Source organism: Streptococcus mitis, from assembly GCF_946188695.1.
In the GTDB taxonomy this organism is placed as follows: Bacteria; Bacillota; Bacilli; order Lactobacillales; family Streptococcaceae; genus Streptococcus; species Streptococcus mitis_DF.
Genome location: NZ_CAMHWI010000013.1, coordinates 35,630 through 47,340 on the forward strand (window position 1 = coordinate 35,630; position 11,711 = coordinate 47,340).

Here is an 11,711-nt window from a genome sequence, read left to right on the forward strand (position 1 = left end):
TTCTTCCTTTTCAATTGGATACTGTGGAACTTTCTGATTCTCATTTTTTGAAATATTATAGTGTTCCTTAACCTCTAAACCATGCTTTTTCTTCACTTGTGCAATATAAAGTGTCGATACCTTAAACCCAAACGTTTCAAAAACATAGTTTTGAATTTGTTTATATGTTGCCTTGCTTTCAGCACTCGTTAAATCAATATATCCATCGGAAGTTCCATACTAATATATTTCTTAGAATCTAGTTTGGAAAGCAACACAATTGTCTCAACATGATGCGTCTGCTTGACTCAAAAGGTTTGGGGAATCTTTTGAGGATTAACTACGTTTCTCCAACAAGCTTACACATTCGACGTGATGCGTTTGCGGAAACAAGTCCACCGGCTGGACTTTCTTCAATTTATATCCCAATTCTTGATAGAGTTTGATATCACGCGCCATAGTTGCGACATTACATGAGATATAAGCGATGCGGTCAGAACCTGTTTGGCTACTTGCCTTGATAAAGCTTTCTGTGAGGCCTTTTCTTGGTGGGTCCACTAGAATAACGGTTGGTTGAATTCCATCTTTGGTCCAATTCTTCATGGCATTTTCAGCTGTGTCACAAACATAGTGGGCGTTTGAAATATTGTTCAGTTGGGCATTCTTCTTGCTATTCTCAACCGCTTCTGGAATTACCTCAACACCATAAACTTCCTTGACATGTTTCGCAACAGAGAGGCCAATCGTCCCGATACCAGAATAGGCATCAATAACCACGTCATCTTCTTTTAATTCCGCAAAATCAATGGCTGTTTGATAAAGTTTTTCAGCCATTTCAGTATTGACTTGGTAAAAAGCGGGTCCAGCGATTTGGTAGTCATTTCCCAACATCTGGTCAGTGATAAAATCTTGTCCATAAAGTGTGCGCCATTCCTTGCCAAAAATAGCATTAGTGTTCTGGTCATTGATATTTTGCATAACAGACACAATCTCTGGAAACTGCTTGATGACTTGTTCAATCAATTGCTCCACACGGAAAATTTTAGTACGAGTTGTCACCAAGATAACCATGATTTGCCCTGAATAGTGTCCGCGACGCACTACAAGGTTTCGAATCAAGCCAGATTGTTCTTTTTCATCATAAGGTTTCAAATCATAACGGCGGAGCAAGTCGCGTAGAGCTACTACTACCTCATCAATCACAGGATCCTGGATAAAGAAATCTTCTAGAGGCATGAGGTCATGGGAATTCTTACGGAAAAATCCTGTTTCCAAAATACCATTTACTCGACGAACAGGCACCTGCGCCTTGTTGCGGTACTTGACTGGATTTTTCATACCAAGCGTTTCAGCAACCTCTACATCTGCAATTCCAGCAATCTTGTATAGACTGTCCTTGACTTGCTTGGTTTTAAACTTGAGCTGTTCTGGATATGAAAGATGCCCTAAATCAGCGATTCCTGAACGCAGGTAAGCCAAATCTACGTCTTGATTACGGTGTGGTGATTGGACAAGGTATTCTTCAACTTTCCCAAAGCCAATCTTTTTATTGACCTTGAGGACACGCATAAGGATTTTTTCACTCGGTAAAGCATTCTCTACAAAAAAGACCAAACCATCCACCTTGGCCACTCCTGCACCTTCATGGGTCAAGTCAACAATTTCAACTTCTACAATATCATTTTTCCTTAACATTCTCTTCTCTTTCTATTAGCCGACAAAAAAGACGGCAACGTTACGGTTACCATCTATTATACCATGAAATTTGTAATCAGATTCTCTTTATCTATGCTAGTTCATTTCTTTAAATGCTGCTTCTGCATCTGCGTTGCTGATAACACCAAATTGAATCTTTCCAATCTTTCCTTGACTATCAATCAGGTATTCTGTAGGAATGCTTCGAATTTGATAAGCTTGGAAGGTGGTTGCTTTGGTATCATAAAGAACTGGGATATCCTTATAACCTTGATCTTGGAACCATTGTGGGAATTGCTCGACAGTTTTTTCGCCTTGAATACCCGGTGCAATGACACTAAGAATTTCGAAATCACGATCTGGTTTCGCCGCTAATTCCATCAACTCTGGCATACTTTTCTTACATGGACCACACCATGAAGCCCAAAACTTCAAATAAACCTTTTTACCCTTATAATCAGATAACTTAACTTCTTTACCATCCATAGATTGCAAGGTAAAATCTGGAGCATCTTTTCCAACAGCAATTTGTTGTACAGTCGTTTGTTGTTTTGGCTGTTGTGCTGCTTGAGTCTTTTTAGTTTCTTCCTCACCACAGGCCATCAATACAACTAATGACAAGAGGCTTAAGCCAGCAAATATTACTTTTTTCATTTGTTCTCCTTTATTCAAAAATTCCAGCTAGAACATTTACTTGTCCTAATAGTAACAAAATTCCCATTAAAATAATGAGCAAACCACCAATTTTCTTCAGTAGCATCATATGACGCTTGATTTTACTAAAATAAGGCATCACGACTCCTGAAGCTAGGGCCAAGACCAAGAAAGGAATTGCCATCCCCAGAGTGTAAATCAAGGTATAAATAGCACCTTGCCAAGCGCCATTGCCTCCAGAAGCCGCAAGCGCTAAAACAGAACTTAAAACTGGACCGATACATGGCGTCCAACCGAAGCTAAAGGTAATACCGAGTAAAAAGGCCGACCAATAACGATTGGCTTCTGATTTCTTAAAAGTAAAGCTTTTTTGAACCTCTAATTTCTTAAAATGAAAAATTTCCATCTGGTGAAGGCCCAAAATAATGATAATCGTACCCATGGTATAGCGAAACCAATTGGCATAGAGAATATTACCAAAGTAACCAGCACCAAATCCTAGAATAAAGAAAATGAGTGAAATACCTGCGATAAAGCAAAGGGTTCGAATCAAACCCGACCAGAGAACCTTTCTCCCAAACAAGGAAAAACTTTTTGCGCTTTCCTGATCATCCAGCAAAATTCCAGCATAAACTGGCAGAAGAGGAAAAATACAGGGAGAAAAGAAGGACAAGACCCCTGCTAAAAAAACGGAGATTGAAAATACTAGCGTTTCCAATAAAGAACCAACTTTCTTAAGAATTTAAACCTATTGTACTATAAATATTAAAATTTGTATCAAGTTTGCTACGGTTAACTATTTTTGTCATTATATTATCTGAAACAAACTCTTTAATAATACACTATGTTTTCTAAAACATTGTTAGAAATTGATTTGAATTTCCCAATCAAATTGTTCGGTTTTTTCATTTCACTATAGATAAAAGAAAAAATTGAAGAAAATTGTCCAAAGAGCCACTTTTTCTTCAATCTACTTTTACTTATTTTAATAAGTTCCTTCTTCACCTTGACTAGTCAAGATAACAGGACCATCTTTCGTAATCACGAATTGGTGTTCATACTGACATGACAATCCACCGTCAATGGTCTTATGGGCCCAACCAGTTTTCATATCTGTATCGATTTCCCAGTCACCTGTATTGATCATTGGTTCAATGGTTAAGACCATTCCTTCACGAAGACGAAGTCCACGACCAGCAATACCATAGTTAGGAACCATTGGTTCTTCGTGCATGGTTGGGCCAACACCATGACCAACCAAATCACGCACTACACCGTAACCACGGCTTTCAGCGTATTCTTGAATAGCCGCACCGATATCACCGATACGATTTCCAACAACAGCTTGTTCAATCCCCTTGTACATGGCTTCTTTGGTTACATCCATCAAGTTTTTCACTTCTTCGGACGGTGTACCTACAGCATAAGCCCAACAAGAGTCTGCTAGACCACCAGAATAGCTCTGAGTGTATTTTTTCATTTGCTCGACATTGTTGAAGTTTAATTTTGAGACATTCAAATCCGATTTGGCAATAGGTCCTCCCAAAACCATATCAACCTTGAGCAAATCACCATCTTTCAAGATATAGTGACGAGGGAAAGCGTGAGCTACCTCATCGTTAAGAGAGCAGCAGGTAGCATAAGGGTAGTCCATCATGGCACCGTCGACCCCAATCTGAAGTGGAAGGAAATTTTCTTCCTTACAACGACGGCGAACGTATTCTTCAACTTCCCACATATCTACGCCAGGCTTAATCAAATCACGTAAGCCGATATGAATACTTGCTAGAAAATCTCCAGCCTTGTCCATAGCTTCAATTTCACGAGCTGATTTTAATGTTATCATTTTTTCTCCTAGTTTCTAATTAATTTTAACAGTCACATTTGCCTTTGAAACAATCTGATGACCATGATAAATATCGTAATCAATAATAGCTGATCGTCTAGTATGATGGATAATGCGTGCTTGAATTCGCAATATATCATCTATCTGAACAGCCTGCAAAAAGTAAATTAGCATCTGCTCAATAATGAGATTTCGACCACTATTAACAACTAAATCTTGTGTCATATGAGTCAGTATCTCCGCCAATACACCATTAGCCAAAACACCGTTTTTCTCTAGCATAAAGGGTTCCACTGTAATGACGACTTCATCATGGTGATAAGCGAGTTTTTGACCAATCTGCTCAGAAAAAGTTGGTAGAGCCGAAACTTGGGAACGACTCATCTTCTCCATGACATCTCGTCGCGTCACAACTCCAAGCAAGGTTTGATTATTTCGAACAACCGGTACCATTTCAAAGTCTTCAGCAATCATCCGTTGACTCACATTGGCAATATTTGTCGATAAACCAACTAAAAATAGACTACGAGACATGACCTTGTCAATTGTGGTACTTGGTGACTTATCACCAGCGTCTCTCATGGTTACAACTCCAACAACGACCTGATGTTGATTGATAACCGGAAAACGACTACTACGATTCTTACGAACTAAGTCCAAATAATCTTTGACTGTGTCGGTTTCTCTCAGAAAACCATACTCATGACTCGGACGATAAAGTTTCTCAACTGTCAGAATATCAGTCTTAATTTGAACATTTGACAAGGCTTTATTGATCATGGTTGCGACAGTGAAAGTATCATGCTTGCTTCTTAAAACAGGAATTCCTTTTTGATTGGCCAGTTTAAGAACATCATCATGGACATGAAATCCTCCTGTCACAAGAACAGCATTTTCATTTTCCAAGGCTAGCAACTGAATACGGGTTCGGTCTCCGACAATCAAGAGCCCCCCATCGTGAAGGTAAGACAAAATATTTTGTTCAGTCATAGCACCGATTGAAAACTTACTAAATTCTCTCTCTAAACCTTCTTGCCCAGCCAGAACCTCAGAAGAAGTCACTTCTGCAATTTCAGCAAAAGTTAATCTTTCAATCGCAACTTTCTGGGACTTGACGCGGATTGTTCCACTTCTAGGACGGGTCTCCACAATTCCACGATTTTCAGCTTCCTTGATAGCGCGATAGGCTGTTCCATCACTGACTCCCAGATGGTTTGAAATGCTACGAACACTGACCCTTTTACCTACTGGTAATTCCTCTAAATAGCTTAGAATTTCCTGATGCTTACTCATTGAATTCTCCTTTTACATACCGAAATTCAAGATAATCCCGCATTTTTCTTGTGTAGCGATCACTTCCCTTAAACTGACGGAACAAACTAAATCCAGCCTTAAGAGCAACCTTTTGACTTGCTTCATTTTCGAGGTGGGTAATAATGGACAATTGTCTTAAACCAAATTCCTCAAAAGAAAGTTGACAAATTTTTCTAACAATCTCTGTCATAAATCCTTGAGACCAAGCATCTTTTCTCAAAAAATAACCAAGTTCTGCTTCTTTATTAATTTCATCTAACTTCTCAAACTTAATTGAACCAATCATTTTTTCAGATTTCTTGTCACAAATAGCCCATACTCCCAAAGGAGACTTCATAAAATAATTGGCCAGTGCATATTGACTCTCTTCCAGACTAGCTTGACTTGGAAAAATGAATTGTAAATTTTCTGGATTTGAAGCTATCTCATGGAAGTCTTGACTATCACTAAAAAAGAAAGGACGCAAATACAAGCGATCCGTTTCAAAGATAGAAAACATTGCTAATTTGGTCCAAATATTCATAAACACCTCTACGGTTTAATCCTCAACAAGTGTAATATCCGCTCCTAGATTACGTAATTTTTCGATAATATCAGAATAACCACGTAAGATAAACTCGATATTTGTAATTTCAGTTTGCCCCTCGGCCATTAAACCAGCAATAACTAAAGCTGCACCAGCTCTCAGGTCAGTTGCTTTAACACTTGCCCCACGCAAATCACGTCCACCTGTATACAAAATATGACCATTTGTTGTCGAAATGTCCGCATCCATCTTTGCTAGTTCAAAAACATGATTTACACGTTTTTCGTAAATCGTATCAACAATTGTACCACGACCATTCGCTCTTAGTAAAAGAGGGGTAATCGGTTGTTGCAAATCGGTAGCAAAACCTGGGTAAGGAGCCGTCTTAATATTGATTGCTTTCAAATTAGACTGCTCTTCGACAAAAATACTATCTTCAGATACAGTCATTCTCACTCCCATTTCTTCCAGCTTAGCAATAAATCCTTCTAGGTGTTCGTAAAGAACATTATTTATACGAATCCCCTTGCCGACTGCAGCAGCTAAGGAAATATATGTTCCAGCTTCAATGCGGTCTGGAATCACCTGATGACGTGTTCCATGTAATCTGTCAACACCATCAATAATGATGATATTAGTTCCTGCACCGCGGATGTGAGCTCCCATATTATTCAAGAGGGTAGCTACATCAATAATTTCAGGTTCACGGGCTGCATTTTCAATAATGGTACGACCATTTGCTTTAACCGCAGCAATCATCGTATTAATCGTCGCACCCACACTAACCGTATCCATGTAAATACTTGCACCATGAAGTCCTGTATCTTTAGCAGATAACTTCATGTTATCTCCCTCATAGCTAACAGTTGCTCCCATGGCTTCAAATGCCTTAAGGTGTAGGTCAATCGGACGAGGACCAAGATCACATCCTCCCGGTAAACCAACTGTCGCTTCACCAAATCGGCCTAAGAGGCTTCCATAAAAATAATAAGAGGCACGAAGACTGTTAATTTTACCATAAGGCATTGGAATATTTTGAACACCTCTTGGATCAATCTCCAAGACATCGTCATAACGCTTAACAGTAGCTCCCATCAATTCCATAATTTCGACAAGACTGGCTACATCCGAAATATCTGGAACACAATCCAAAGTCACCACATCATCAGCCAATATAATAGCTGGAATTAAGGCCACAACACTATTTTTAGCACCACTAATAGTAATTTCACCTTGCAGTGGTAATCCACCATTGATAACAATTTTTCTCATTATAAGTTTTTAATACTCTTTCAAGATTTCTAATAAGGTCTTTAAAAGAAATTATATCATAAATGTAACCTTTTTTCCATCCTTTTCAATTTTATTGGATAGTAAGCAATAAATAGGATTAAGTTGAAAGGTTGAGTCCATATTTTATGAAACATCTTTTGATACTAAAAAATCCTAAATTAAGAATTGCAAAATACCTCAAAAATTAGATTTTCTATGTCTAACTTTTGAGGTATCGTTCAACTATAGAAATAATAGTCTTTTGGTGGTGTTTATACTATATAGAAATCAAAAAGTAACTCGTTCCTGTGTCACCTTACAGTCAATCTAATACCAACTTTCTCATCTCAATACTCAATTGCAAATAGTCGTATTTACTTGACTCAGAGCAAACTTCCGAGTTTTTTATTAAGCATTGGAAGCGAGTTCTTTTTGATTCTCGTTCAGCAGGTTTTAAGACTTGTCCTATCCAACTAATATCTTTTCTGCAACACACAATGACTAACAAATAGCTTTTCTTTACTCTACTACCGCTTCAGCGATTTCTTCACGGCTAATACCAGCGAAGTAGCGAGTGATGTCAATACTTTCTAGGGCTTTAAGGACGTCTTCGCGTTCATATTTCACTCCACGAAGGACATCTTCTACAGCTGCAACGTCCTCGATACCAAAGAAGTCTCCATAAATCTTGATATCTTGGATTTTTGATTCGACGACATTAGCAAAGACTTCAACCTTACCACTAGTAAATTTTGTACCACGACGGACGTTAAATTCTGGTGATTTGCCGTAGTTCCAGTCCCAAGTACCGAACTTAGTATCCTTGATGCGATTGATTTCGGCCAATTCTTCTTCTGAAAAGACGTATTCAGTCATCTCTGGGTATTCTTTTTTCATGTATTCCAATAGCAAATCACGGAATTCTTCAACTGTGATTTTTTCTGGTAATTCATTGACAATATTGGTTACACGGGCACGGACGGATTTGACACCTTTTGATTCAAATTTATCTTTTGAAACCTTAAGGGCGTTTGCTAAGACTGACAAATCAACGTCAAAGAGCAAGCAGCCGTGGTGCATGATACGGCCATTAATATAAGCTTGGGCATTGCCACAGAATTTCTTGCCATCAATCTCAAGGTCGTTACGGCCTGTGAACTCAGCTTTAACACCAAGTTGAGCCAAGGTATTGATAACTGGAGTTGAGAAGCTCTTGAAGTCAAAGGCCTTGTTTTCATCTTCTTTTGAAATGATGGTGTAGTTGAGGTTGTTTAAATCATGATAAACAGCTCCACCACCGCTGATACGGCGAACCACCTCAATACCATTTTCTCGAACATAATCACGGTTGATTTCTTCGATAGTATTCTGGTGACGACCAACAATGATAGATGGTTTGTTGATCCAAAGTAGGAAGATTTGATCCTCATCCAAAAGGTGTTTAAAGGCATATTCTTCCAAGGCAATATTAAAAGCAGTGTCGTTTGAATGATTGATAATGTATTTCATGATATCCCTTTATACGATAGAGACTGGAAAATATCTTCCAGACTAATCTATCGTCGTTTTATTTTTTCTTAGGTGAATGAATAGCCATTCCAAGAACATCCGCAAACGCTTCGTACATAACTTCAGAGTAGGTTGGGTGTCCGTGGATTGTCTTCAACATTTCTTCAACAGTAATTTCCATTTCGATGATGCTTGATGCTTCGTTGATTAACTCTGCAGCTGCAGGTCCGATGATGTGTACACCAAGGATTTCCCCGTATTTCTTATCAGCGATGACTTTTACGAAACCTTGAGCAGCATCCGATGCAATAGCACGTCCGTTGGCAGCAAAGTTGAATTTACCGATAGCGACATCATATTTCTCACGAGCTTGTTCTTCAGTCAAACCTACTACTGCTACTTCAGGAAGAGTGTAGATGGCTGCAGGAGTCAAGTTCAACTTGGCAACAGCATGATTTCCTTTAAGGGCATTTTCAGCGGCAACTTCACCCATGCGGAAGGCTGCGTGGGCCAACATCTTAGTCCCATTGATATCACCTGGTGCGTAGATACCTGGAACAGAAGTTTCCATGTATTCGTTGACCTTGATACGTCCACGATCCAATTCAAACTCAACATCTCCAATACCTTCAAGGTCTGGCACACGGCCGATTGAAAGGAGGGCTTTACTTGCGATGATATCGTCTTTTCCTTCAACCTTGATACGAAGTTGACCATTTTCTTCGACGATTTCTTGGAGTTTAGTGTCAGTTAAGATGGTCATCCCTTTACGTTCCAAAATCAAGCGAAGATTCTTAGACACTTCCGCATCCATAGCTGGTACGATACGGTCCATCATTTCGATAACAGTTACCTTTGAACCAAATGTCATGAAAGCTTGGCCGAGTTCAATACCGACAACGCCACCACCGATGATAACAAGGCTTTCTGGTACTTCATTCATTTCAAGAATGTCATCACTGGTCATGACAAGTGGAGATTCCATACCAGGAACGTTAATCTTGCTGACTTTTGAACCACCAGCAAGGATAATTTTCTTAGTTTCAAGTAATTCAGAACCATTTACCAAGACATTCTTATCTTTAGTGATTGTACCAATTCCCTTATGGACAGTAACTCCGTAGCTACGAAGAAGTCCTGCAACACCACCTACCAAGGTATTGACAACCTTAGATTTAGTTTCTAAAAGTTTGTCCATATCAACAGTGAAGTTAGGATTTTCAATCACGATACCACGATTTGCTGCATGACCGATGTTTTCGATGATTTCAGCATTGTGAAGGTAAGTCTTGGTTGGGATACATCCACGGTTTAAACAAGTACCACCGAGTTCTGATTTCTCAACAAGGGCAACCTTACCGCCAAGTTGGGCAGCTTTAATGGCTGCAACATAACCAGCAGGACCTCCACCAATGACAACGATATCAAAGGCATCATCGCTCTTACCATCGTCGTTTGAGGCACTAACTGCAGGCGCTGGGCTAGCTTCTGGCGCAGCCGCTCCAGCTGTTGGGATGTTTTCCCCTTCTTCACCAAGGTAACCAATGACTTCCGTTACAGGGACAGTTTCCCCATCTCCTTTAAGGATGGCAATCAAGTACCCATCTTCTTCAGCTTCCAATTCCATGCTGACTTTGTCAGTCATGATTTCCAAAAGGATTTCTCCTTCTTTTACAAATTCTCCGACTTTTTTATTCCATTGGACGATTTGTCCTTCTGTCATATCCACGCCGGCTTTTGGCATAATTACTTCTAAGGCCATGTCTTCCTTCCTTTATCTATATCTTTAAAATGAATCCTCTTGTTCTTAAATCAACATTGAGATAGGATTTTCAATCAATTCTTTCAAGTCTTTCATAAACTTAGCACCAGCCATACCATCTACAACACGGTGGTCGATTGTTAACCCAAGACTCATGATTGGACGAATGACAATCTCACCATTGACGACAACTGGCTTCTCAATCGTCGAACTGACACCAAGAATAGCCGAGTTTGGTTGGTTAATGATCGGACCGAAGGACTGAACACCAAACATTCCCAAATTACTGATTGTGAAGGTTGAATTTTGCAGTTCGCTTGGAGCCAATTTACCGTCCAAAGTACGGCCAATGACATCTTTGAATGCAACAACCAACTCTGATAAACTTAGCTTTTCAGCATTGTAAACAACAGGTGTCATCAATCCATTATCCATCCCAACTGCCATCGCAAGGTTGACATAGTTATGAGTGATAATGGTCTTGCCGTCGTCTGTCAATGAAGCGTTGATGTAAGGGTGTTTCATCAAGGTTTTCACAACAGCAAGTGAAAGAAGGTCTGTTACAGTAGTCTTCTTCCCAGTTGCTTCCATGATTGGCTCAAGAACCTTCTTACGAAGAGCCAGCATTTCAGTCATATCAACTTCATAATTGAGAGTGAAGGTTGGCGCAGTTAGGTAAGACTCGACCATACGTTGGGCAATAACCTTACGCATTGGTGTCATCGGGATACGCTCAATTTCACCATAAGGAGTGATAGTATCAGGAACCTCTTCCACTTTTTCGATTAGAGCAGGAGACTTGATGGTCTCGTTTTCAATATTTTCAGGAAGCAAGGCCAAAACATCCTTCTTCATGATTTTACCACGATGACCCGTTCCTTGGATTTCCTGCCAAGCAATATTATGTTCGAGGGCAATTCGTTTTGCAAGTGGCGAAATGCGAACCACATTTGTGTCTTTATAAGTTTCCACGTCTTCTTTGTGGACACGACCGTTTGCACCTGAGCCAGAAACGTCGTAGAGGTTGATCCCTAAATCATCCGCTAACTTTCTAGCCGCAGGAGTCGCTCTTAGCTTGTCATCAGCCATGACCTCTCCAATTCTATTATAAGATACTAAGGGCGTAAAAAGTCAAAGTGAAAATAGGAAACTTG

10 protein-coding genes are annotated in these 11,711 nt (G+C 39.6%); all 10 read right to left on the reverse strand.

Annotation, left to right across the window (positions count from 1 at the left end):
- Positions 1–315: 315 nt before the first annotated feature.
- Positions 316–1,674: a 23S rRNA (uracil(1939)-C(5))-methyltransferase RlmD gene (rlmD, locus tag N8L33_RS06570; protein WP_261059312.1), complete on the reverse strand. Its 1,359-nt coding sequence runs from the start codon at positions 1,672–1,674 to the stop codon at positions 316–318.
- Positions 1,675–1,770: 96 nt separating this feature from the next.
- Positions 1,771–2,328, reverse strand: coding sequence for a thiol-disulfide oxidoreductase-associated lipoprotein SdbB (gene sdbB, locus N8L33_RS06575; protein ID WP_261059314.1), 558 nt, complete (start codon positions 2,326–2,328; stop codon positions 1,771–1,773).
- A 10-nt stretch (positions 2,329–2,338) separates the two neighbouring features.
- A complete protein-coding gene (gene ccdA2 / locus N8L33_RS06580) occupies positions 2,339–3,046 on the reverse strand; it encodes a thiol-disulfide oxidoreductase-associated membrane protein CcdA2 (protein WP_261059315.1) in 708 nt (235 codons plus the stop codon).
- Between the two features lie 267 nt (positions 3,047–3,313).
- A complete protein-coding gene (locus N8L33_RS06585; protein ID WP_000631543.1) occupies positions 3,314–4,174 on the reverse strand; it encodes a methionyl aminopeptidase in 861 nt (286 codons plus the stop codon).
- Between the two features lie 15 nt (positions 4,175–4,189).
- Positions 4,190–5,467 (reverse strand): CBS-HotDog domain-containing transcription factor SpxR, encoded by a 1,278-nt coding sequence (gene spxR / locus N8L33_RS06590; protein WP_064276043.1) that lies wholly within the window; start codon positions 5,465–5,467, stop codon positions 4,190–4,192.
- Positions 5,460–6,011, reverse strand: coding sequence for a GNAT family N-acetyltransferase (locus N8L33_RS06595; protein WP_261059316.1), 552 nt, complete (start codon positions 6,009–6,011; stop codon positions 5,460–5,462). Before N8L33_RS06595 ends, spxR begins: the two co-directional genes overlap by 8 nt.
- A gap of 15 nt (positions 6,012–6,026) precedes the next feature.
- Complete coding sequence (locus tag N8L33_RS06600; protein ID WP_261059317.1) at positions 6,027–7,286, reverse strand: UDP-N-acetylglucosamine 1-carboxyvinyltransferase; 1,260 nt, start codon at positions 7,284–7,286, stop codon at positions 6,027–6,029.
- 519 nt (positions 7,287–7,805) lie between these two features.
- A complete protein-coding gene (locus N8L33_RS06605) occupies positions 7,806–8,795 on the reverse strand; it encodes a lipoate--protein ligase (RefSeq protein WP_261059318.1) in 990 nt (329 codons plus the stop codon).
- Positions 8,796–8,853: 58 nt separating this feature from the next.
- Positions 8,854–10,557, reverse strand: coding sequence for a dihydrolipoyl dehydrogenase (lpdA, locus tag N8L33_RS06610; protein ID WP_261059320.1), 1,704 nt, complete (start codon positions 10,555–10,557; stop codon positions 8,854–8,856).
- A 45-nt stretch (positions 10,558–10,602) separates the two neighbouring features.
- The gene (locus N8L33_RS06615) at positions 10,603–11,646 is read right to left on the reverse strand and encodes a dihydrolipoamide acetyltransferase (protein WP_261059322.1); all 1,044 of its coding nucleotides are present in this window, start codon (positions 11,644–11,646) and stop codon (positions 10,603–10,605) included.
- Positions 11,647–11,711: the final 65 nt, after the last annotated feature.

What these genes read in the sequence shown, in the direction of transcription:
- lpdA (WP_261059320.1), bottom strand. Translation starts at nt 10,557, where the DNA reads ATGGCCTTAGAAGTAATTATGCCAAAAGCCGGCGTGGATATGACAGAA.
- N8L33_RS06605 (WP_261059318.1), bottom strand. Translation starts at nt 8,795, where the DNA reads ATGAAATACATTATCAATCATTCAAACGACACTGCTTTTAATATTGCC.
- N8L33_RS06615 (WP_261059322.1), bottom strand. Translation starts at nt 11,646, where the DNA reads ATGGCTGATGACAAGCTAAGAGCGACTCCTGCGGCTAGAAAGTTAGCG.
- spxR (WP_064276043.1), bottom strand. Translation starts at nt 5,467, where the DNA reads ATGAGTAAGCATCAGGAAATTCTAAGCTATTTAGAGGAATTACCAGTA.
- N8L33_RS06600 (WP_261059317.1), bottom strand. Translation starts at nt 7,286, where the DNA reads ATGAGAAAAATTGTTATCAATGGTGGATTACCACTGCAAGGTGAAATT.
- sdbB (WP_261059314.1), bottom strand. Translation starts at nt 2,328, where the DNA reads ATGAAAAAAGTAATATTTGCTGGCTTAAGCCTCTTGTCATTAGTTGTA.
- N8L33_RS06585 (WP_000631543.1), bottom strand. Translation starts at nt 4,174, where the DNA reads ATGATAACATTAAAATCAGCTCGTGAAATTGAAGCTATGGACAAGGCT.
- rlmD (WP_261059312.1), bottom strand. Translation starts at nt 1,674, where the DNA reads ATGTTAAGGAAAAATGATATTGTAGAAGTTGAAATTGTTGACTTGACC.
- N8L33_RS06595 (WP_261059316.1), bottom strand. Translation starts at nt 6,011, where the DNA reads ATGAATATTTGGACCAAATTAGCAATGTTTTCTATCTTTGAAACGGAT.